At 39.6% G+C, this 21,469-nt stretch carries 22 protein-coding genes; 21 read left to right on the forward strand and 1 reads right to left on the reverse strand.

Annotated features, from left to right (window positions below; genetic code table 11):
* The first annotated feature begins 267 nt into the window (after positions 1-267).
* From T515_RS10840 to T515_RS10925, 18 genes are all read left to right on the forward strand, one after another.
* Positions 268-1,254, forward strand: a complete 987-nt coding sequence (locus T515_RS10840) for a biotin--[acetyl-CoA-carboxylase] ligase (RefSeq protein WP_036610959.1) — start codon at positions 268-270, stop codon at positions 1,252-1,254.
* Positions 1,255-1,352: 98 nt separating this feature from the next.
* A complete protein-coding gene (locus T515_RS10845) occupies positions 1,353-2,003 on the forward strand; it encodes a hypothetical protein (RefSeq protein ID WP_036610961.1) in 651 nt (216 codons plus the stop codon).
* Between the two features lie 34 nt (positions 2,004-2,037).
* Positions 2,038-2,613, forward strand: coding sequence for a guanylate kinase (locus T515_RS10850; RefSeq protein ID WP_036611056.1), 576 nt, complete (start codon positions 2,038-2,040; stop codon positions 2,611-2,613).
* Complete coding sequence (locus T515_RS10855) at positions 2,585-3,499, forward strand: DNA polymerase III subunit delta' C-terminal domain-containing protein (protein WP_036610964.1); 915 nt, start codon at positions 2,585-2,587, stop codon at positions 3,497-3,499. The genes T515_RS10850 and T515_RS10855 overlap by 29 nt, the downstream gene beginning before the upstream one ends.
* Positions 3,500-3,645: 146 nt before the next feature.
* Entirely contained in the window at positions 3,646-4,626 is a 981-nt protein-coding gene (locus T515_RS10860; RefSeq protein WP_036610966.1) for a PSP1 domain-containing protein, read from the forward strand.
* A gap of 72 nt (positions 4,627-4,698) precedes the next feature.
* Positions 4,699-5,421: a tRNA1(Val) (adenine(37)-N6)-methyltransferase gene (locus tag T515_RS10865; protein WP_036610968.1), complete on the forward strand. Its 723-nt coding sequence runs from the start codon at positions 4,699-4,701 to the stop codon at positions 5,419-5,421.
* A 294-nt stretch (positions 5,422-5,715) separates the two neighbouring features.
* The gene (locus T515_RS16700; protein WP_197026433.1) at positions 5,716-6,111 is read left to right on the forward strand and encodes a signal peptidase I; all 396 of its coding nucleotides are present in this window, start codon (positions 5,716-5,718) and stop codon (positions 6,109-6,111) included.
* Between the two features lie 32 nt (positions 6,112-6,143).
* Complete coding sequence (locus T515_RS10875; protein WP_036610970.1) at positions 6,144-6,812, forward strand: TasA family protein; 669 nt, start codon at positions 6,144-6,146, stop codon at positions 6,810-6,812.
* A 6-nt stretch (positions 6,813-6,818) separates the two neighbouring features.
* Positions 6,819-7,040, forward strand: a complete 222-nt coding sequence (locus T515_RS10880) for a hypothetical protein (protein WP_036610973.1) — start codon at positions 6,819-6,821, stop codon at positions 7,038-7,040.
* A gap of 209 nt (positions 7,041-7,249) precedes the next feature.
* Positions 7,250-7,432, forward strand: a complete 183-nt coding sequence (locus tag T515_RS10885) for a DUF951 domain-containing protein (protein WP_036610976.1) — start codon at positions 7,250-7,252, stop codon at positions 7,430-7,432.
* A 158-nt stretch (positions 7,433-7,590) separates the two neighbouring features.
* Positions 7,591-7,929, forward strand: coding sequence for a 30S ribosomal protein S6 (gene rpsF, locus T515_RS10890; RefSeq protein ID WP_036610977.1), 339 nt, complete (start codon positions 7,591-7,593; stop codon positions 7,927-7,929).
* 23 nt (positions 7,930-7,952) lie between these two features.
* Positions 7,953-8,435 (forward strand): single-stranded DNA-binding protein, encoded by a 483-nt coding sequence (locus T515_RS10895; RefSeq protein WP_036610979.1) that lies wholly within the window; start codon positions 7,953-7,955, stop codon positions 8,433-8,435.
* 41 nt (positions 8,436-8,476) lie between these two features.
* Positions 8,477-8,743, forward strand: coding sequence for a 30S ribosomal protein S18 (gene rpsR, locus T515_RS10900; protein WP_036610981.1), 267 nt, complete (start codon positions 8,477-8,479; stop codon positions 8,741-8,743).
* 167 nt (positions 8,744-8,910) lie between these two features.
* Complete coding sequence (locus T515_RS10905; protein ID WP_036610983.1) at positions 8,911-10,950, forward strand: DHH family phosphoesterase; 2,040 nt, start codon at positions 8,911-8,913, stop codon at positions 10,948-10,950.
* Positions 10,950-11,396, forward strand: coding sequence for a 50S ribosomal protein L9 (rplI, locus tag T515_RS10910; RefSeq protein ID WP_036610985.1), 447 nt, complete (start codon positions 10,950-10,952; stop codon positions 11,394-11,396). Before T515_RS10905 ends, rplI begins: the two co-directional genes overlap by 1 nt.
* Positions 11,397-11,482: 86 nt before the next feature.
* The gene (dnaB, locus tag T515_RS10915) at positions 11,483-12,841 is read left to right on the forward strand and encodes a replicative DNA helicase (RefSeq protein ID WP_051671663.1); all 1,359 of its coding nucleotides are present in this window, start codon (positions 11,483-11,485) and stop codon (positions 12,839-12,841) included.
* 150 nt (positions 12,842-12,991) lie between these two features.
* A complete protein-coding gene (locus tag T515_RS10920) occupies positions 12,992-13,777 on the forward strand; it encodes an adaptor protein MecA (protein ID WP_036610987.1) in 786 nt (261 codons plus the stop codon).
* An 82-nt stretch (positions 13,778-13,859) separates the two neighbouring features.
* A complete protein-coding gene (locus tag T515_RS10925; RefSeq protein WP_036610990.1) occupies positions 13,860-14,108 on the forward strand; it encodes a DUF1858 domain-containing protein in 249 nt (82 codons plus the stop codon).
* Between the two features lie 196 nt (positions 14,109-14,304).
* Here T515_RS10925 and T515_RS10930 read toward each other — a convergent pair whose 3' ends face one another.
* Complete coding sequence (locus T515_RS10930) at positions 14,305-14,898, reverse strand: TetR/AcrR family transcriptional regulator (protein WP_036610992.1); 594 nt, start codon at positions 14,896-14,898, stop codon at positions 14,305-14,307.
* A gap of 277 nt (positions 14,899-15,175) precedes the next feature.
* On the opposite strand from T515_RS10930, the gene T515_RS10935 reads away from it, so the two are divergent.
* Genes T515_RS10935 through T515_RS18210 form a run of 3 tightly spaced genes read left to right on the forward strand, consistent with a single transcriptional unit; the run spans position 15,176 to position 21,406 of the window.
* The gene (locus T515_RS10935; RefSeq protein WP_197026434.1) at positions 15,176-17,467 is read left to right on the forward strand and encodes an efflux RND transporter permease subunit; all 2,292 of its coding nucleotides are present in this window, start codon (positions 15,176-15,178) and stop codon (positions 17,465-17,467) included.
* Positions 17,468-17,472: 5 nt separating this feature from the next.
* A complete protein-coding gene (locus tag T515_RS10940; protein ID WP_036610994.1) occupies positions 17,473-20,073 on the forward strand; it encodes a hypothetical protein in 2,601 nt (866 codons plus the stop codon).
* A gap of 10 nt (positions 20,074-20,083) precedes the next feature.
* Entirely contained in the window at positions 20,084-21,406 is a 1,323-nt protein-coding gene (locus T515_RS18210) for an N-acetylmuramoyl-L-alanine amidase family protein (protein WP_036610996.1), read from the forward strand.
* The last annotated feature ends 63 nt before the right edge of the window (positions 21,407-21,469 follow it).

A 21,469-nucleotide genomic window follows, 5' to 3' on the forward strand; every position in this document is an offset into this window, starting at 1 on the left:
AAGTGGAGCAAAGCTCCCTTGACATGCATATGTCACGCAACTAAACTTCCGAAAAAGAATCAATGGTTACCCACTATTTTTGACGAATAACCATAAAATACAACGAAATAAACTTTAAGTGGATCGGAGTACAAAATTAATCATTAAGTAAATGTTATACTCAGTAGAAGGGACCTGGCAGCAAGGGTCCCTTTTCTTGTATATGTTTTTATTATTTGATATTATTTATCAGTCAGAATAGGATGGTAACATATCCGGGAGGTTTTTATGGCAGTAAAGAAAACATTAACAGCTTTGTTGGAAGAGAATAAGGGCAGATTTATTTCTGGAGAAGAACTGGCAGAAAAGTTAAATTGCTCACGTACAGCCATATGGAAGGCGGTTAATCAGCTTAAGGAAGACGGATATGAAATAATTTCTATTAAGAACAAGGGCTATAAACTGTCAGAAACCTCAGATATATTATCGGAAGAGGCTATAAGCAGATATCTGGATGAAAAATATGAGATAAATGTATTCCAGGAAATAACAAGTACAAATGATGTTCTAAAAAAGATGGCTGTAACAGAGCATTCTCCACAGGGAACAGCAATAGTATCCGATTATCAGCTTGGAGGCAAGGGAAGAATGGGAAGAAGTTTCTATTCCCCAAAGGGTACCGGATTGTACTTAAGTATGCTGCTTAGACCCGACGGTTCTGTAATTGACAATCTTATGCTTACTGCCCAGTCGGCGGTTGCAGTCTACAGAGCGATAAAGAAGGTTACCGGTATAGAGCTTTCGATAAAATGGGTAAACGATCTATATTACAATGGAAGAAAGATATGCGGAATACTCTCCGAAGGGCAGGCAAGTATGGAGTCCGGTAAGATGGAATACATAGTTGTAGGTATAGGCATTAATATTTATGAGCCTGAAGAAGGATTTCCGGAGGATATAAAGAATAAAGCCGGATCCATTCTCGGAAAAAGATCGGAAGGTCAGCAGATAGATAGAAATGAACTGGCTTCAGAAATAATAAGGGAATTCTATGATCTTGCAGAAAAAAGAACATTGGCACCTGAATATATAGAGAAAAACATTGTTCCCGGACATGATATTCTGGTTATAGACGGACAAAAAGTACGTAATGCACATGCAGTGGGTATATGTAAAGACGGGACTTTAGAGATAATTGAAGCTGACGGAAGTAAAAATACGCTGGTATTTGGTGAGGTTTCGGTCAGAATAAACGATAAAAACGAAATGATCTGATAAATATTGTTCTCGATATTTTATAGAACGATATCAGTGATTTTTGATGCTTACATCAGATATGATTTATTATATACAATGGTAATGAGGCAAGGATTATGAGTGAGAAAAACGTTAGAAGTACAAAGAGAAAGAAAAAGCAGGAAGCAACACTTGTTGGTGACTTATTCAAAATACTATTCGCAGTATCAATGTTGGTTGTTGCTATATTGATTGCATTTTTTGTTTTCAAAAATGTTGATGGGTTCTCTCTTCCTGATTTAAAAGTTACCATAGCCGAAACAAGTGAACCTGTTACAGTGACTGTGGCTCCGACAGAGTCTGTTACGGAGACAAGCAAAATAAGCGTTACGGTTTCACAATCCGAAGAAGTGAAAGCTGATACCGAAGAAGTTGAAAAAAATATTGAATCAGCCGAGGCTTCAGTGGAGGCGGAAGAATCTGAGAGTAAGGAAGAGAAAACAGAAAGCAGGGAATCAGAAGAAACAATTGAAGATTCTGAGAATGAGACTAAGGAGTCAAAGGCAGAAAAGAAAAAGCAGAGTACTGATGAAACAATAGAAGACAGAGATTATGAGGAGTCTGATTATACAGATGAAGCAGAAAAACCTCGTATAATACCTGAAAATGTAGAAAACGGAATAATAACAGAGGGGCCTGTTGCCGGAAATTCTACAGAGGCAGAAGGTCCCGGGTCATCAAACAGCGGAGTTGAGATAAGTAACGGAGGTCCTGTTGTCCTGGATTGATGGACTAAATAATCAGGATAATCAAGAGGAACAGATGATATATTATTTATTCGGCAAATCAGCCAGTGGAAAAGATACAATATATAAAAAACTAAAAGAATTGAAGCCTGAATGGAAGGAAGTTACGCCCTATACGACAAGACCAATTCGTGAAGGAGAAACTGAAGGAGTTGAATATCATTTTGTAAGTAATGAACAGATGGATCAATTCAGGAAAGAGGGTAAGATAATCGAGGAAAGAGTGTATCAGACTGTATATGGCCCATGGAGATATGGAACAGTGGATGATGGACAGATACAGCTTTCCGGTGAATCTGATTATCTGATGATAGGAGTTCTTGAAAGCTATATAAGTACAAGGGATTACGTCGGAGAAAAAAATATCAGACCTATATATATAGAAGTACCGGATGAGATCAGGCTTGAAAGAGCAAAACGACGTGAAATGCTGGAAAAGAATCCTAAACTGGATGAAATGATGAGACGTTTTGAGGCAGACAACAAAGATTTTTCGGAAGAAAAACTGGAAAAAGCGGGAATAAGGAAACGTTACAGAAATATCGTAATAGAAGATTGTATAGATGAAATCATTAAGGATACCAGAGAATAATATATATAATGCATATTTAATTGAAGGTGAGGACATGGAGCTCATAAAGTCATCTGCGATTAAATTTGCAGAAAAGCTGTTGCTTAGGGATGCTTCGGATGAGGATTCTGATGCTGTGCCTATTTATGAGGAAAGAGGCTATGAAAGCAGAGATGAATGGGAAGACAGTGTAAGAAAAAGGGTTAGTAACAATGAACATCCGGATCTTATAATCATAAGGCCGGACAAGCCTGAAGATAATCCAACTACAGTTTCGGTAGGTAATATTCGAAACAATATCAACGGAACAGTTGAGATTAGACCTTATGAAGCACTATACAAGATATATGTGATCGAACATGCGGAATGCATGAACCAGCAGGCACAAAATGCACTTCTTAAAACATTGGAAGAACCTCCAAAGTATGTTGTCATAATGCTTTTGGCAGCCAATTCGGATGCGTTTTTACCTACTATTCTGTCCAGAGTTATCGAGATAAAGGCCGGAGAACGGGATGTAAAAGCAGTTATCAGTGATATGATATCCGAAGAGTGGTCCAGAGAAACGGTCCATTTTTTGTCTGAAATAGGATTCAGGAACGGTAAAGAGATCCTTGATTTTACAGATAAGATAATAAAGGAGTGGAAAGTACCCTTAAGTACTTTCCTGTGTTTTATTGAAATTGTTTTAAGAGATGTGTTATGCTATAAAAGCACGTCTAAAATAGAACTTATATATGGTCAGGAGATAGCTCAGGATATCATTAAGATGTCTACATCTATGAGCTATGAGAAGCTGGGATGTGCAAGTGACAATATAGAAAAAGCTTTCAGAGATCTTCCTTTAAATGTAAATAAGGAAATATTAATTGAAGATTTCTTATTAAAGCTTAGACAAAATTATTAAAAGATAATAAAATTTCAGTACCGGAGTTTTATGATTTTGGTACTGATATTTTTAGTTTATACAATTTCATAAATGAATAGTCAGGATATACAGACTGACATTTTTTTATTGTTACATTCATAGGTATAAAAGAAAGTAAGGAATATATGACAGAAGTAATAGGCGTAAGATTCAGAACAGCCGGAAAAATATATTATTTTGCCCCGGGAGAAATCAAGTTTGTAAGGGGTGATCATGCCATAGTAGAAACCGCAAGAGGAGTCGAGTACGGTTTTGTTGTTATGGGAAATAAGAATGCAGAGGATGAAAAGATAATTCAGCCTTTGAAGCCGGTTATACGAAAGGCTGTATCAGAGGATGATATTCTTCATGAGGAGAATAAACTTAAGGAGAAGGAAGCATTCAAGATCTGTCAGGAAAAAATACACAAGCACAATCTTGATATGAAGCTCATAGATGTTGAATATACTTTTGATCGGGGAAAAGTATTGTTTTACTTCACTGCAGATGGAAGAGTGGATTTCAGAGCTTTGGTAAAGGATCTTGCATCAATTTTCAGGACCCGCATTGAATTAAGACAGGTGGGAGTGCGTGATGAAACAAAGATTCTGGGTGGCTATGGAGCATGCGGAAGACCTCTGTGCTGTCATACCTTCCTGTCGGATTTTGCTCCTGTTTCCATAAGAATGGCAAAAGAACAGGGACTCAGTCTCAATCCTGCAAATATTTCCGGAGTTTGCGGAAGATTGATGTGCTGTCTTAAAAACGAAGAAGAAGTGTACGAATTTTTAAATTCAAGACTTCCGTCCATGGGTGATTATGTTACAACACCAGATGGTTTAAAGGGAGAGGTAACTTCGGTTTCTGTACTCAATCAAAAGGTTAAGGTTATTGTTAATCTTGAAAATGAGGATGAAAAAGAGCTTAGGGAATATAAGGTATCTGAGCTTAAGTTCAAGCCTCGTAAAAAGAACAATACCGGAAATGATAAGAAGTCAGAGGGAAAGAACGGAAATCACAACAGCGGTAAGGGCGGAAGAAATAATCCGGCTGCACGTGATGAGGATGATATTGAGGCATTGGAAAAGCTTGAAAGAAGCGATCCAAAGTCAGGACTGGATGATTGATTTCTCCTTTTTACAGGCATAATCCGGCTTACCGTTTGTCTTAGTATGGCTGATATGAAGAGTTGATTTGCAATGGCTGAGAGAATAGACGATTTACAGTGTAACGGATACAGAATAATACAGGATACAGATGGGTTTTGTTTTGGAATGGATGCGGTGCTGCTTGCCAATTATGCATTATCATCCGTGAACAGTGAAACTAAATTGCTTGATTTGTGCAGCGGCACCGGAATAGTTCCGCTTCTTATAGCTGCAAAGACCGAATGTGCTGAATTGACAGGTATAGAGCTTCAGGCAGATGTGGCAGATATGGCCGGAAGATCAGTGAAGCTTAATCATCAGGAAGGACGGATGAAGATAATACAGGGGGATCTCAGAGATATTAAGAAGATGGGACTTGATTCAAGTATGAATGTTGTCACATGTAATCCTCCGTATATGAATGCAGGATTGAAAAATGTCACAGACAGAAAGCTTATATCCCGCCATGAAGTTATGTGTACTTTGGCGGATGTGTGTTATGCCGCGACGTATACATTGAAATCCAACGGGAAGTTCTTTATGGTGCACAGACCTAATCGTCTTGTGGATATATTCACTGAATTACGTAAGGTTCATTTGGAGCCGAAGAGGATGAGACTGGTGTATCCATATGCAAACAGCGAAGCAAATATGGTTTTGCTGGAGGCGGTGAAGGGTGGAAGAACACAATTGACAGTGGAAAAGCCGCTTGTTGTGTATAAAGATAAAAATATTTATACAGATGAAATAGTCAGTATTTATGCTGTTTCATGATGAAAAATGTAGTCTGAAATGCGACTATGGTCGTTTTTCAGACATTCTCAAGAAAAATCAAATATGTTAGGCTTCAGGCATGGGAAATATTAAGGAACGGTTTTCGTTGATTTTAATATGTCCCGTGCCTTTTTAATTATTTTGATGAAATGAACCGGTCATAAATCAGAAAGGAGAAAATTTCATAATATGGGAGGACTGAGAAAGTATGAAGGTAAGCTTTCAAACTTAATTGTCCGGTCACATACGAAATCCAGTGGACTCTGTACGTATGTGGCTCATGGAGGTAAAAATGTGAATGCATTTTTTGCATTTGTATCTGCAGGGTTTACGCTGCTATTATTTTTGATTGCAGTTTATGCTTTAATCTGCTCTTTTAAAGAACAATGCAACGGAACTCCGTTTTTTCTGTTTGGATGGAAGCCGGTAATTGTATTATCCGATTCGATGGTACCAACTTATTCCTCAGGGGAAATAGTACTGGTAAAGGAAAAGAAGGATGCGCCTGAGCTTAATGAAATAGTGATGTTTAAGCAGAAAAACTACGGAATGAATACATATGTTACACACCGAATCGTAGGAATGGATACCAATGGATATATTACAAAGGGTGATGCCAATAACTCCGAGGATCCGGGAAGAATTAAAGAAAAAGATATAATCGGAACAGTGGAATATGTATTGTTTTAAACAAATCAGTAAGGAATATAAGGTAAATTAATATGAATAAAAAAAGAATTGCAGCAGTATCAGTAACGATGCTGGCAATGTTGTCGGCATTAACAGGAACATACGCCTATTTTACAGATAAGAAGAGTCTGGATATATCGGCAAGAACTTCCAATCTCGATATAGAAATAGATGACAGTAATTTCAGTGATGAAAATGTTGCTGATATGCTGCCGGGTGACAGAAGAGAAATCAGTTATATCGTATCAAATTTAGGTGATGCGGATGCTCTTGTATTTTCTGAAATCACGCTGATTTCATCTGTGCCTATGGATGATACGGTAGAATGGTTCATACAGGATACACATGGAACACTCATGGATGAGGATAGACAGGTTGGTTCTGAAATGGAAGGAGGAGAATATGTTGATGATGTTACAATCGAAGAGTTGATGGAATCAAATATTAAATTTGTGTCACTGACTGAAAACAGAACAAAGGCAAAGTTTATAGTTAATAACGGTCTTCTTCGAACAGGAGAATCAAGTCCTGTGGATTTATATCTTACTTTAGGCCTTAATGCAGGAAACAGTTTTATGAACAGCAGATGTGAAGTGAAAGCTGATGTGTACGGAATACAGTATAGAAATACAGATGAAGATCTTACATGGGAGTTTATAAAAGACACAGCTTGTGCCAACAGCGAGCCGGAAAGCCCATAATATAAAATGAATATTAAAAAAATACTCTTGATAATATACATAGTGTTAATGTCTACATGCGGTGCAAGTGCCAGCTATGTGGAAAAGGAGCATAAAAGTATCAATGCACGTGCAGCAGGAATCGGATTTAATGAAAATACGGCGACAGAATCACAGATAACATATGTAATTACCAGAGAAATCAATGTGGATAAAATAGTATTAAAGGCATCTCCCAGCGAAATATAACACTTAAATCATTCAAAAGAAAAAGAAGAATTACATAATACCAAGAATATCCAAGGCTGATATGCTATACTGAAGCATGTTATATTAATTAGGAAGAAAACTTTAAAAAATCAAATATAAATATGGACAATAATAAAGTCACACAACAAAAAAGTTCCGTTTTATTAAGATGAATAAGTTTGCAGAATTGATAGGAGTACATTTTCGGTATGGATAATATTGAGCTTGGAGACATTATTACAGTGAAAAAGAAACATCCCTGCGGTTCTGCAGAGTGGGAAGTGCTGAGAGTCGGTGCTGATATACGTCTTAAGTGCCTGGGCTGTGGCCATATGCTCTTATTACCTAGATCCAAAGTCAGCACTATGATCAGAAAGGTCAGAAGACCATGATAAAATAAATTTCATAATAAGAAAAAATAAAAAAATAATTTAAAGAATAAAAAAGCTTGCATTATTTCAGCTTCTTTGTTAGTATTCTGTTCTGTATCTATAAATTCCTTGTTTCCGCCTTATTTGCGGAAGCCAGAGACCAAAAGGAGGTAAAGCAGATGAACAAATATGAATTATGTGTTGTTCTGAGTGCGAAGCTCGAAGATGAGGAGAGAACAGCTGCTCTCGAGAAGATTAAGGGATATATCACCCGTTTCGGTGGCACTGTTGGAGAGAACATCCAGGAGTGGGGCAAGAAGAGACTTGCATATGAGATTCAGCATATGAAGGAAGGCTTCTACTATTTCATTCCATTTACAGGTGATTCCAATACTCCGAATGAGCTTGAGAGCCACATTCGCATTATGGAACCAGTTATCAGATATCTTGTTGTTAAGCCAGAAGCTGAGACAGAGGCTGTAGCTCCAGAAGCTGCTGCAGAAGAGAAAGCTGAATAAGCTAGCGGAAAGCGAGAACAAAAATGAACAAAGTTATCCTAATGGGTAGATTAACCAGAGATCCTGATGTGAGATATTCACAGGGTGAAGGCTCCATGGCAATTGCGAGATATACACTGGCGGTTGACCGTCGTGTTCGCAGAGATGGAAATGCTCAGGACCAGCAGACAGCAGATTTTATCGGCTGTGTTGCTTTCGGAAAATCCGCTGAGTTTGCGGAGAAGTATTTACATCAGGGAACAAAGATTGCCGTTGAGGGAAGAATCCAGACCGGAAGCTATACTAATAAGGATGGTCAGAAGGTTTATACAACAGATGTTGTTGTAGAGAATCAGGAGTTCGCAGAGAGTAAGAATGCTTCAAACGGAAACGGTGGAAGCTATTCAGGTGGCAGAGGTTATGATTCCGGAAGCCATATGTCCTCACAGCAGGGCGGAAGCTCAATCGGTGATGGTTTTATGAATATACCTGATGGGGTAGAGGACGAGGGACTCCCGTTTAATTGATCGTAGGGAAACCCTTGTGTATTTTACAAGGAGGATTAACCATGGCATTTCAGAAGTCAGATAGAAGTGGCTCAAGACCTAGAAGAGCCGGCGGTTTCCGTAGCAGAAGAAAGGTTTGCGTATTCTGCAGCGAGAAAGCAAAGCCTATTGATTATAAGGATGTAGCTACATTAAGAAAGTATATCTCTGAGAGAGGTAAGATTCTTCCAAGAAGAATTACCGGAACATGTGCTAAGCACCAGAGAGCTATCACTCTTGCAGTTAAGAGAGCAAGACATGTAGCACTTCTTCCATATCAGGTAGATTAATTTCAGATTTGATATTATATATTGAATTTGAAATCTTCGGATAAGGTATATAAGAAAAGCTATATTGAGACCATCACAGCGGTTTACACCATGTGATGGTCTTATTTTCATATCATGTTATTTATGTTATAATGTTCCCCAAAGTGTTAACTATTTGGAGATGAAAAATGAGCATAAAAAATCCGAAGAGTTTAATCGAAAGGTATTTTTCATGGCCTTTTATTTTGATCATGATCATAGTGATCGCCAATATCATTCTGGCCTTTACAGTACCATATGCAGCTTTTGTTTTATCACCGTTTATTGTGATATATATAGCTGCGGCAACATATATTTATGTGACGAGAAAAACCAAATTACATGCTGCCCTGCAGGCTTATGCCATGGGAGCAAGTGATGTTCATTCAGAGCTCTTCAATGAGATGCCTACACCTTATTGCATGGTTGATGAAAACGGATACGTTCTCTGGGGGAACAGACGATTTGAAGAAATAGTCGGAAATGACAGAGCAGCCGCAAGTAATATCATGCAGATGTTCCCTAATATCCATGAAGACATGTTTCTTAGGGATGACGTGACTCTTGAAATTCATTCGGACTACCAGGGAAGAAAGTATCTTGTGGATCTGATCAGAACCAAGGTCACTACAGAGAATGGAAACATGCCGTCACTGTATGATCCTGAAATGAAAACCATTGCAGTCTATCTAAGGGATGAGACCGAGGAAACTCAGCTGAGATTTGCCCTTGACCGTGAGCATATCGTTATCGGACTAATATATATCGATAACTATGAAGAGGTTCTTGAGCAGACCGAGGAAGTAAGGCGTTCTCTTCTTACCGCTCTTATAGACAGAAAGATAAATCGTTATATTTCATCCGTAAGCGGACTCACAAAGAAAATAGAAAAAGATAAATACTTCTTTATATTGAAGGAACAGTTTCTGTCAAAGATGCTTGATGACAGATTTTCGATTATGGAAGAGGTTAAGCAGGTTAACATCGGAAATGAGCTTGCAGTTACCATAAGTATAGGTTTGGGATATGGAGCTGAAACATATGCCCAGAACTATGAGTATGCCAGAACTTCCATGGATATGGCCTTGGGAAGAGGCGGAGATCAGGCCGTTGTAAAGTCAAATGAAAGCATTACTTACTTTGGCGGTAAGGCCCAGACTCAGGAGAAGGTCACAAGAGTAAAGGCAAGAGTAAAGGCCCAGGCCTTTAAGGAACTTCTTGAGTCAAGAGATAAGGTCATCATCATGGGACATGCAAACAGTGATGTTGATTGTCTGGGAGCGTCTGTAGGTGTGTACCGTATGGCTACCACCCTTGGTAAAAGAGCCTATATTGTTGAGAATACAATTACATCTACCATTCTTCCGTTGAAGGAACGTTTCCTGCAGAATGATGATTATCCTGAGGATATGTTCATAACAGGACCTCAGGCTGTTCAAATGGTGGATAACAATACTGTCCTTGTTGTGGTAGACTGTAACAGACCGTCTATTATAGATGAACCTGAGCTTCTCAAGGTATGCAAGACCATAGTTGTGTTCGATCACCATCGTCAGGCCAGTGAGTCCATTCAGAATGCGGTACTGAGTTATTGTGAGCCTTATGCTTCAAGTGCCTGTGAAATGATTGCAGAGATGATGCAGTATATCGGAGACGGTATAAAGGTCAAGGGACCTGAAGCGGATGCCATGTATGGCGGTATAGTCATAGATACACAGGAATTTACAAATCAGACAGGTGTCCGTACATTTGAGGCAGCAGCATATCTGAGACGTTGTGGTGCGGATATTACAAGGATACGTAAGGTATTCAGAGAGAATTTTAAGGACTATCAGGCCAAGGCTATGGCGATTTCAAATGCAGAAATATACCGTAATTCTTATGCATTCAGTACTATTGAATCCAAGGGCCTTGAGAGTCCTACAGTTGTTTGCGCCCAGACAGCAAATGAGCTTTTGAATATCAGAGGAATAAAGGCAAGTATTGTACTTACTCTTTATAATGATATTATATATGTTTCAGCTCGTTCTATAGATGAGATGAATGTTCAGGTGCTCATGGAGAAGCTTGGAGGCGGAGGTCATCGTACTATCGCCGGAGCACAGTTCAGAGAAGGCAGTATACCTGAAGCTATGGACTCCGTTAAGGCAGCAATAGATGAAATGATAAAGGAAGGGGAAGCTTCATAATGAAAGTTATTTTATTAAAAGATGTAAAGTCTCTTGGAAAGAAGGGAGATATTGTTGAGGTATCAGAAGGATACGGAAGAAATTTTATCATTCCTTCAAAGACCGGCGTGATTGCCGATAATAAGAATTTGAATACATTAAAGCTTCAGAAGCAGAATGAAGATAAGATTGCGGCTGAAAAGCTTGCTGAGGCTCAGGCACTTAAGGAAAAGATAGAGCAGATAAAGCTTACCATTACAGTAAAGTCCGGAAAGGACGGAAGAACATTCGGCTCTGTTTCAACAAAGGAGGTTCAGGAGGCTCTGAAGAGTCAGTCCGGAATCAATGTTGACAAGAAGAAGTTTTCAGTAGATGTACCTATGAAAAATCTCGGAGGATATGATGTGAATGTTAAGCTTCACAAGGATGTGACAGCTGTTCTTCATGTGTCGGTAATCAGTGCCTGATCACTTTTTTAATATGTTTTATCAAAGGTTCCCCAAAAGGGAACCGATTTCATTTTATTTAGAGTAAGGAAGAAACAATGGCAGAAATGAATGAAAATATTCTGACCAGGGTAGTACCCCATAGTCAGGAAGCAGAGCAAAGCGTCATAGGTGCCATGCTTCGAGACAAGGAGGCTGTGTCCACAGCTGCGGAAATCCTCATTCCTGATGATTTCTATCAGAAGCAATACAGCCTGATGTTCGATGCCATGCAGGATCTGTATAATCATGATCAGCCTGTAGATATCGTGACATTATCTGAAAAATTAAAAAGTAATAATGTTCCTGCCGAGGTTTATGATATTTCTGTTATACGTGATATAGTGGTGTCGGTTGCAACAAGTGCCAATGTCAGATCCCACTGTAATATCGTAAAAGAGAAAGCTATTCTCCGAAGGCTCATAAGGGTTAATGAAGAAATTGCCAATATGTGTTATGCGGGAGAAGAGGAAGTAGATGATATCTTAGGTCAGACTGAACAAAAGATATTCAAGCTTCTTGAAACAAGAAACACCGGGGAATCCGAATCAATTGCCACAGTAGCTCTTAAGGTTCTTGATAATATTCAGGAGGCGGCTAAGAACGGAGGACAGGTAACAGGTGTTTCTACGGGATTCTATGATCTTGATTACAAAACGGCAGGACTTCAGAAATCGGATCTTATTCTGGTTGCGGCAAGACCCTCTATGGGTAAAACCGCATTTGTGCTTAATATTCTGGATACTGTGGGTGTACGCCAGCATAAACCATGTATGATTTTTTCACTGGAGATGTCACGTGAGCAGTTAGTAAACCGTATGCTTTCCATGGAGTCACTGGTAGATGCCGATAAGCTCAGAAAGGGTTCTTTGACGGATGAAGATTGGGGAGAACTCATAAATGCGGTGGATAAAGTATCGGATGCAAATATCATCATCGATGATACACCGGGCATAACAGTTACGGAGATGCGTTCCAAGTGCAGAAAGGTTAAGCTTGAGAAGGGGCTTGATCTTATAGTGATCGATTACCTTCAGCTGATGTCAGGTTCCGGAAGAGGAAGTGACAGCCGTCAGCAGGAGATTTCTGAAATTTCCAGATCTCTGAAGGCCATCGCAAGAGAGATGCAGTGTCCTGTTCTCGCACTTTCACAGCTTTCCAGAGCCTGTGAACAGAGACCCGATCACAGACCTATGCTTTCGGATCTTCGTGAATCCGGTGCCATCGAGCAGGATGCGGATATAGTTATGTTCCTGTACAGAGATGACTACTACAATAAGGATACAGAACATCCTAACGAAGCTGAGGTAATCATTGCAAAGCAGAGAAACGGTCCTATAGGAACTGTTACCCTGTTATGGCAGCCTCAGTACACAAGATTTGTAAATCAGGATCATTCCGGAAGAGACAGGGCTTATCAGGGATGATTTGATGTCGAAAAAATATATGAGGGATAGATGGATATGTCGGAATTAAATATGAAGACAGACATTAAACTTTTATAAAATATCCTTCATGGGTTTGCATTTTATAATTCTATAATATATTATCTGTGATTATATAAAGGAGGAGCCATTATGAAAATTGAAAGAATAGATGACAACTCCATCAGATGTACATTAACAAGCTTGGATCTTAGCTCAAGAAATATCAACCTGCGTGATATGACCTATGGTTCCGAAGCGGCAAAGCGTCTCTTCACTGAGATGATGCAGAAGGCTCAGAGTGAAGTAGGGTTTATTGCAGATAACGGACCTTTGATGATAGAAGCCGTTCCGCTTCAGGGCGGTTCTATACAGCTTGTTATATCTAAAGTTGATGATCCTGAGGAGTTGGATACGCGTTTCTCAAAGTTCACGCAGTCCGGTTCATCACAGAGCAGTTGGATTTCCCAGCTTGCAAGTGAAATTCTTGAAGGGGCTCAAGATATTATAAAGGAAATGAAAGAGGGCGGAAGCCGCGACAGACTTGGTGTCGGTGATGCCGGTTCACCTGATAAAGCTGACAGCCTTGACAGTTCCGAAAAAAATACAAATGATGAAGCTAAAAACTCTGCAGCAAAGAATGAAGATGTGGTAAAGGCTTACGTTTTCAAGACATTGGACCGCGTTATGGCTGCGGCCGCTGCCGTGGGAGAAGTCTATACAGGAGAGAATACTCTGTATAAGGATAACAAAGAAGGTAACTTCTATCTTGTACTTCATGCAGGCGAGGATGAAGCCAGTGCATTGAACAGAGCATCCAATCTGTTAAATGAATTTGGAAGAAAGCTTAAGGATAATGAGCTTTATGAAGCATACTTCAAGGAGCATTATGATGTTATCATTGAGTCAGACGCCATGCAGAAGCTGAGAAGTATTTGATGCTGGTTTGAGGGGTTTGTGTTATAACATTCTGGAGAACATAATACCAGTATTGCAAAAGATTGTGAGGAGATATACAACTATGGTTACAGTAACAAAGGATATGAAAATCGGAGACCTGCTTCAGTTAAATGAGATGATTGCGCCGTTTCTTATGCAGAACGGTATGGGATGTATCTACTGCCCGTCTTCCATCTCAGAGTCACTTGAGGAGGCTTGTATGGTTCACGGTATAGACAGTGATATGCTTACTGCTGATCTTAATGATGTTCTTCGTGAGTATGAGGAGTATCAGAACGGTAAGGTTGAAGAGGTTGCTGAGAGCAATTGATCAGATCATTTTATTTAGAATAAAAGAATCAAAAAACTTCGTCGCATGAATCATCTGCGGCGAAGTTTTTTTGTTAAAAAGTATAAGTGTCAAAAGTAGACATTGAAACCTTCCGCGGAGGGCGAGAGACAGACTTTTGACACTTATGTCATATTATAAGGTTGTGATCAGAAATACGGTAATCGGATTTGCCGGATCAGTGGGATTTCATGGAAAGACCACCGCTCAGCAATTCACCTGTGATATTGGCCAGTTCATGCGGCGTTTCGTTCATTCCGCTGGAAAACCAATACTGCAGCAGGCTGATACAGCCGCCTACCACAAATGCATAGTAGCTGTCGAACTGATTGATCCCCTGTTTACGGACAATGATGGACCAGTCAGTGAGACACTTTTCTCTTACCAGTTCTTTTAATCTGTTCAGGAACTTTATGTCTCCGTTCTCTCCTATGAGAATTCTTACAAAGTTGGCATTCTCTTTGCACAGATTGTAAACTCCCTCAAAAATACGAGTTGGATCATTGGAAACAGTATTTTCATCAAATTCACTTATGGTTTCATGAAGTTCGGCTAAAAGATCGTTCTCGGATTGTTCCAGAAGATCAAATACATCCTTATAGTGAAGATAAAATGTACCTCTGTTTACATCTGCAAGATCCGTAAGTTCTCTAACGGAAATATCCTTAACTCTCTTTTTTTCCATAAGCTGAGCAAGTGCGGATTTTAATGCAGACTGGGTCTTTCTGATTCTGCGGTCCATGGAATCAGAGCTTTTTTTGGGAACTGTCATAGCAGTGACCTCTCTAATATAAAAAATAAAAAAATAAGTAAAAATACAATTCAAATAGTGAGATAATAAACAGAAATCATAAATGTGTACAAAAACAAACTAAATGATGAAAATTGACTATTGCCAATCAGAATACTTATTTCTAAAATGAATCTATCACATAAATGAACATGTGTCAATAAACAGAAAATTGTTTGTAAACAAACTTGTTTCAATTATGATACAATATGTGTGATAGCGTTATATAGATAATAGGCTTATCAGAGGGTCCGATAGTATGAATTTTTTTAAGGGAAAGAAAAAGGCAGTTGTCTCAAAGGCTGAAAAAGCAGTTAAGGCAATCAAGATAGCTAAGAGAGGAAATGTTGCAGATTTCATTGTGGATCACAATATAGGGATCCGTAACCTTATCATAGTTCTGGTAGTGATTTTTGCTATCTGCTATCCGTTTGTATCGGTAAATTATGATCTTACAAAGTATCTGCCCAATGATGTTGATTCAAAAATTGCAATCAACAAAATGAGGGAAGTTTTTGGATATCCGGGAACCGGCAGATTGATGCTTAAGGATGTTTCGCTGTATGAAGCAAAGCAGTATAAAAATCAGATTGAAAAGATAGATGGAGTAGATCAGGTAGTTTGGTGTGATACAACAACTCAGGTTTACGGATCATCTGAATTTATAGATTATGACAAGATTGATGATTATTATGAAGACGGATATGCGGTTATGGATATCACCTTTGTTGAGGGTGATACCTCAAAGCGTACGCACAGAGCCATAAGTGACATTGATAAGCTTATAGGAGACAGGGGTTCTCTTGTAGGTATGTCTCCTACTAATAAATTTATAGAGGAAAATGTTAAAAAGGAGATGGCTCAGATAATGGTCATCGTTGTTATCCTTATTTTTTTCATTCTTCTTTTTACCACCACATCATGGTTTGAACCGGTACTGTTTCTTACTGTTATAGGATGTGCCATAGCGATCAATAAAGGATCAAATATTTTTTTAGGGGAGATATCCTATATTACGAACAACATAAGTGATATCCTTCAGCTTGCTACATCCATGGATTATTCGGTTTTCTTACTTCACTCATATGAGAGACAGAGGGAAGCAGGTCTCAATAAGGAAGAGGCTCTAAAGGTTGGCCTTATGGGTACCATAACAACTATTCTTGCATCATCCCTTACGACTTTCTTTGGATTTATAGTTCTGGTTTTCATGAGATTCAGCATCGGTTGGGATATGGGAATAGTTATGTCAAAGGGTATCATATGTTCCTTGCTCATGGTTATTTTCCTTATGCCTTCATTGCTTCTAAGCTGGTCCGATAAAATAGATCAAACCAGGCATAAACCATTTTTACCAAGCTTTCATGGTCTCAGTATCGTTGTAAACAAGATAAGTCCGGTGCTTCTTATCGTTTCTCTGTTAATCGCAGGACCGATATATATAGCTCAGGGAATGAATGATTTCAAGTATGGTCCGGACGCTACGGGTGCAGGACCCGGAACATCAATGTATGAGAATTCTGCAGAGATAGATGCAAAATTCGGAAGATCAAATCTTTTGGTTGCGATTTTTCCTGATACAGACCGTTTAAAAGAAAAAGAGCTTTGTGACGAACTTAAGGATCTGGAGTATGTAAAGAAAGTGATGGGAATGGAATCCTATCTTCCTGATGGTACACCGGAGGACTTTCTGCCCGGTTCAGTTACGGAACTTTTCCATAAGGACGGATATGCAAGATTACTTATTTATATTAAGACTAAGCCTGAGTCGACCACCGCATTCAAATACAGTCAGGAAGTTTCGGACATTATAAAAAGATATTATCCTGGCGAAGCATATATAACCGGAAATACACCAACTACTATGGATATGGAGACGGTTCTCATACCTGATTATAATCTGGTAAATGCATTGGCGATGATCAGTATATTTATAGTTGTTGCCATTTCATTCAAGTCTGTGGTGATGCCTATAGTTGCCATGGTTCCGATCATGATGGCTATTTATGTGAACATGTCCATACCTTACCTTCAGGGAAATGAAATAATATTTATCGCTTACGCAGTTGTGTCCTGTATTCAGCTTGGTTCAACCATCGACTATGCGATTTCTTCAACTGAAAGTTATCTGCAGTCCAGAGGAAGGGAGTCGGATAAGAGGATTTCAGCCCGTATGATGACTGAGCTTAGTTTTCCTTCCATACTCACTTCGGGAGTTATCCTTATAGTATGCGGATATGCCATAAGTATCAAATCATCAATTCCTGCCATAGGTCAGGTAGGGCATCTGGTTGGAAGAGGAGCTATATTCTCTGTGATATTTGTTACATGTCTCATGCCTACATTACTTAAGATGGCGGACAGACTAATAACGGGCACCTTCCTTTCAAGACATGAAAGACGTAAGCAGATGCTAAAACAATTTAAAGAGTATTTGCATGAGAGAAGAAGAGCACGTAATGCTGAAAAGAATAAATATAAAGAAGTAGAAGATATTACGGAAGAAATGAACAGACATAACAGAAAAAATGATTTTATGGAAGAGGAGTGAAGACGATGAGAAAGCATTTGACAGGAAAGAGGGTTAAAAGAACCGCAGCTTATACTGTGCTTTTGAGCTGTCTTTCAACGAATATACTATTTGCACCTATGACGGTCTATGCAGGAAGAGCCAGGGCGGAAGTAGATGAGACCATGTATCTGAATCTTGATTACTATGGAGCGGTAAGCAAGGCGAACGTGGTTAAAGGCATAAATTTTAATGGAGTGGAAAGCTATACTGATTTTGGTGATTACATAAGCATTACCAATATGTCAGACGGTCAGAAGCCAGATTACAGTAAAGGCTCTGTGACCTGGCAGAAGTATAATGCCGGAAAATTCTATTTTGAAGGAACCCTGAAACCTGAATCAGTAGAGATTCCATGGAAGTTTGATATCACCTACAAGCTTAACGGTGTTGTTACGGATGCAGATAAGATAGCGGGACAGTCTGGTCTTGTGGAAATGGATATCGATGCTTATCCAAACGACAAAGTGTCTGATTATATGAAGAACAATATGATGCTCATCGTAGCGGTTCCTGTGGATGTGCAGAAATGTTATTCAGTAGATGCTCCGGATTCACAGACAGCAACTCTTGGACAGTATACAGGCATAGTTTTTGAAGCACTGCCGGGTAAAGAGGGACACTTCACCGTAAGACTTGGTACAGAGAAATTTGAGACAGTGGGAGCTATCTTTATGATGAGTCCCGGAACTGTGGGGGACCTTTCAAAGATAAAAGAAATAAAAGAGATAAAAGATGATTTCAGGGATGATACCAATGCCATCATGGATGATTTTGACGATGTGCTTGACGGAGTCACAAATGTTCAGACACAGCTCGATCTGACTAACAGGATGCTTGCAAGTCTCCAGTCAGGAAAGGATAAGCTTCACGGCAATGCCCAGGTTATCTTTAACGGAAACGATGTAGCCATACAGGATCTCAGGGATCTGCAGAGTACACTTGAACCTGTAAATGAGGATTTAAAGACCACACAGTGGATGGTATATGATATCAATTCCAACCTTAATAATCTGGATAAGGATCTCATGGATGCAAGCTCAAAGCTCAGTACTTTGAATAAGAGATTAAAGCAGCTGGGTTCATCCATGAGCGGAACGAGTATTTCAAATCTGGATATAGAGGATCTTAGCAATGATGCAAAGAATGCTATTGACAGTCTGGATGATGTGGTAACGGGAATAAACAAGGCTACCAATAATGCAACTACAGAATCCAACAGAAACAGGATAAAGGCAAGTGCGTCAGAAATAATTACGGATGCCGCTCTTGATGATACTGCGAACAGTCAGGGAATCGACAGATTAAATTCTAAAGAGAAGAGTCTTATTGCGGCGGTTTCTGAAATCATGGGTGATAACTTACCGAGTATTGATGCCAAGACCCTCGCTCCTATACTGGCAGTTGCTGATTCAACCGACAGTCAGATAGCATCAGATTCTGATACCGAAAAAGCAAGGTATATAGCATACATAAGTGCCCATGAGAATGAACTGAAAGAAATGCTTCAGAAAACTCAGAAGGCAGAGTCTGAAATGGCTAATCTCGAAGCTCTTATGAATTCTGAAGGTGATGAAGCAAAAAAGGCTATGTACCAGGCTGCATTAAATAAATATCAGCAGGGACTCAAAGAATCACAGGAGGCATTTGAAAAATCAACCGGCCTTAAAGTAGATAAATTAAATAAATATGCATATGTTATGCAGAATGTAAGTGATAGTAATAAGCTTTCGGCAAGCAGGTATTCCGGAACGCTTGATTCATTACAATCTCTCAGGAAAAACACCAAGACCCTTGCCAATGAAACTATTGCAACAGATAAAGAGGTGAATGATCTTGCTGACAGCCTCCATTCCCTTACAGAAGCCATTTCAAATATCAGAGAGGCAAACGGAGATTTGTTCACATCAGAAGAGACGGATGAACTGATAGATTCCATAAATAATGTTATATCAGATCTTGACGATATCATGGACGACGGCGGAGCGGTAGCATTTCAGGCTGCAAGAACTCTGAATACAGTAAGAACAACTATTGCGGATATAGATGGACTCATAGGAATCATGAATGCTTACTATGAGGATGTACAAAGAACCTTTGAGGATTCCGAGAATGTTATAGTTGAGATGGAGAAGACATCACAGGATGCAGCATCTGCTCTTCAAAATGTAAACAATGTTCTTCGTTCAGCGGAACCTGATTTCAATGCTGCAGCAGATGCAGGTCTTGAAGCGGGAAGACAGGCGGTTGAAAATACACAGGATATCGTGGACAGTACAAAGCACCTGAAGACTACAGGAAGGAAGCTGAGAGATACCATCAACAATAAGCTGGATGAGGAGGAAGCAGACAACAATTTCCTCAATATGGATCCGGATGCTCCGAAGGTTTCTCTTACAAGTACAAATAATCAGGAACCGACATCCATATCCATAGTATGCCGTTCCGAGGAAATCTCTGCGGATGATCCTGCTGCAAAGATTCTTGACAGTGAAATAGCTGATCCTGCAACGACACTTCTTCAGAGAATAAAGGCGGTATTCGTAAAATTGTGGAGCGGAATCTGCTCTGTTTTTGGAATTGAGTAAGGAGGCTATGATGAAAAAAGGACTGTTAAAAGTGTTAGGACTGTGCAGTGCTGTAAGCATTTGCACTGCCTTTCCCGGATTTGCGATGGTGAAAAATGTAGAGATCAATGCGGTTCTTGATTCAATTTCAGAGCCGGATGCCGGAATCTGCTTTTTTCCGGAGTACGAGGTCAGTGACGAGGATGACATTGACACTGTGATAGTTGCCGATGCCACAAGTATAAAGAACAACAATCCTACGATTCCGGCTACCATAAATGTTACCATTACAAGCAGCTCAGGTGCACTTGATGATGATTTGAAAATCACCGGTACAGGCATCAGAACCACGTATGTGGATGTGGTATCCGTAGATAACACGGAGGCCAGGGGAAGGCTTCTGGTTTACCCTATGTATGAGCTTACTGCACCGGACAATATGGTTATCGATGTGGCAAATTCCCAGGTAAAGTGGGATGAAGTGAAGTATGCAGGAAAGTATGAGGTAGTTATCAGCTATCTTGATAAAAACGGCAATGTAAAGACTCTTCATCATACTACCGAAAAAACCTACTATAATATAAGCAATGCCATTAACAATGCTTATAACGGACAGTTTGGTGTAGCAGTACGAGCCATACCTACAGATGAGCAGGGGTATGTGGATGCCTCCATTGATGCTTCAGGGAAGGCTGTATGGACAGGCATGGATGTATCACTGGCAGATGAATATGAGGTTCGCATCAGTTATACAGATGCGAACGGAAAAAAGATCACCAGGAAGTATCGTACCAAGGAGACCAGTCATGACGTGTCCGGGTATATCAATTCAGCTCAGACGGGAACACTAAAGGTGACTGTTCGTGCAATTCCAAAGAGAAATGATGCAAAGTATTACAATATAGCTATTTCGGATTGGGCTAATGTCGGAAGCTATGTAGCTGACACCAGTGATTACGATGTGGATGATAAATGGGATTTTCTCAGTGATTACAAATCAACCGTTGACGGCAACTTTGCAACCAATGTAAAGAGCAGCGGAACATATAACAGTGTGTATGCCGGATCACTGGGTTCAGGGGACGCCAATGCATTCTGGAAAAGAACTGCATATAAGTGGCAGTACATAGTAGACGGGGTTCCGTATAATCAGGGATGGAAGCAGATAAATGGCAGATGGTACTATTTTGATGCCGACAGCTATATGCATACAGGCTGGCTTGAGCTGAACGGTGCGTGGTATTATCTGGAGTCAAAGGTTGGCTCAGATGCCGGAGTTATGTGCACCGGAACCAGGGATATAAACGGAAAAACCTATATTTTCGGAAATGACGGTGTGTGCACAAATCATTGACGGTTAATATGGGAGAATCGGGATGTTCCGGGAAGTATTTCTTTATAAAACAATCCGGTGTCT

The sequence above is a fragment of the Oribacterium sp. P6A1 genome, from assembly GCF_000702885.1.
Classification (GTDB): Bacteria; Bacillota; Clostridia; order Lachnospirales; family Lachnospiraceae; genus Oribacterium.

Excerpts from the sequence above, each read along its gene's own strand:
- T515_RS10940 (WP_036610994.1), top strand. The coding sequence starts at position 17,473 with ATGAGAAAGCATTTGACAGGAAAGAGGGTTAAAAGAACCGCAGCTTAT.
- T515_RS10920 (WP_036610987.1), top strand. The coding sequence starts at position 12,992 with ATGAAAATTGAAAGAATAGATGACAACTCCATCAGATGTACATTAACA.
- rplI (WP_036610985.1), top strand. The coding sequence starts at position 10,950 with ATGAAAGTTATTTTATTAAAAGATGTAAAGTCTCTTGGAAAGAAGGGA.
- T515_RS10865 (WP_036610968.1), top strand. The coding sequence starts at position 4,699 with ATGGCTGAGAGAATAGACGATTTACAGTGTAACGGATACAGAATAATA.
- T515_RS10935 (WP_197026434.1), top strand. The coding sequence starts at position 15,176 with ATGAATTTTTTTAAGGGAAAGAAAAAGGCAGTTGTCTCAAAGGCTGAA.
- rpsR (WP_036610981.1), top strand. The coding sequence starts at position 8,477 with ATGGCATTTCAGAAGTCAGATAGAAGTGGCTCAAGACCTAGAAGAGCC.
- T515_RS10885 (WP_036610976.1), top strand. The coding sequence starts at position 7,250 with ATGGATAATATTGAGCTTGGAGACATTATTACAGTGAAAAAGAAACAT.
- T515_RS10875 (WP_036610970.1), top strand. The coding sequence starts at position 6,144 with ATGAATAAAAAAAGAATTGCAGCAGTATCAGTAACGATGCTGGCAATG.
- T515_RS10850 (WP_036611056.1), top strand. The coding sequence starts at position 2,038 with ATGATATATTATTTATTCGGCAAATCAGCCAGTGGAAAAGATACAATA.
- T515_RS10840 (WP_036610959.1), top strand. The coding sequence starts at position 268 with ATGGCAGTAAAGAAAACATTAACAGCTTTGTTGGAAGAGAATAAGGGC.
- T515_RS10845 (WP_036610961.1), top strand. The coding sequence starts at position 1,353 with ATGAGTGAGAAAAACGTTAGAAGTACAAAGAGAAAGAAAAAGCAGGAA.
- T515_RS10860 (WP_036610966.1), top strand. The coding sequence starts at position 3,646 with ATGACAGAAGTAATAGGCGTAAGATTCAGAACAGCCGGAAAAATATAT.
- T515_RS10925 (WP_036610990.1), top strand. The coding sequence starts at position 13,860 with ATGGTTACAGTAACAAAGGATATGAAAATCGGAGACCTGCTTCAGTTA.
- dnaB (WP_051671663.1), top strand. The coding sequence starts at position 11,483 with ATGAATGAAAATATTCTGACCAGGGTAGTACCCCATAGTCAGGAAGCA.
- rpsF (WP_036610977.1), top strand. The coding sequence starts at position 7,591 with ATGAACAAATATGAATTATGTGTTGTTCTGAGTGCGAAGCTCGAAGAT.
- T515_RS10905 (WP_036610983.1), top strand. The coding sequence starts at position 8,911 with ATGAGCATAAAAAATCCGAAGAGTTTAATCGAAAGGTATTTTTCATGG.
- T515_RS18210 (WP_036610996.1), top strand. The coding sequence starts at position 20,084 with ATGAAAAAAGGACTGTTAAAAGTGTTAGGACTGTGCAGTGCTGTAAGC.
- T515_RS10880 (WP_036610973.1), top strand. The coding sequence starts at position 6,819 with ATGAATATTAAAAAAATACTCTTGATAATATACATAGTGTTAATGTCT.
- T515_RS10895 (WP_036610979.1), top strand. The coding sequence starts at position 7,953 with ATGAACAAAGTTATCCTAATGGGTAGATTAACCAGAGATCCTGATGTG.
- T515_RS10855 (WP_036610964.1), top strand. The coding sequence starts at position 2,585 with ATGAAATCATTAAGGATACCAGAGAATAATATATATAATGCATATTTA.
- T515_RS10930 (WP_036610992.1), bottom strand. The coding sequence starts at position 14,898 with ATGACAGTTCCCAAAAAAAGCTCTGATTCCATGGACCGCAGAATCAGA.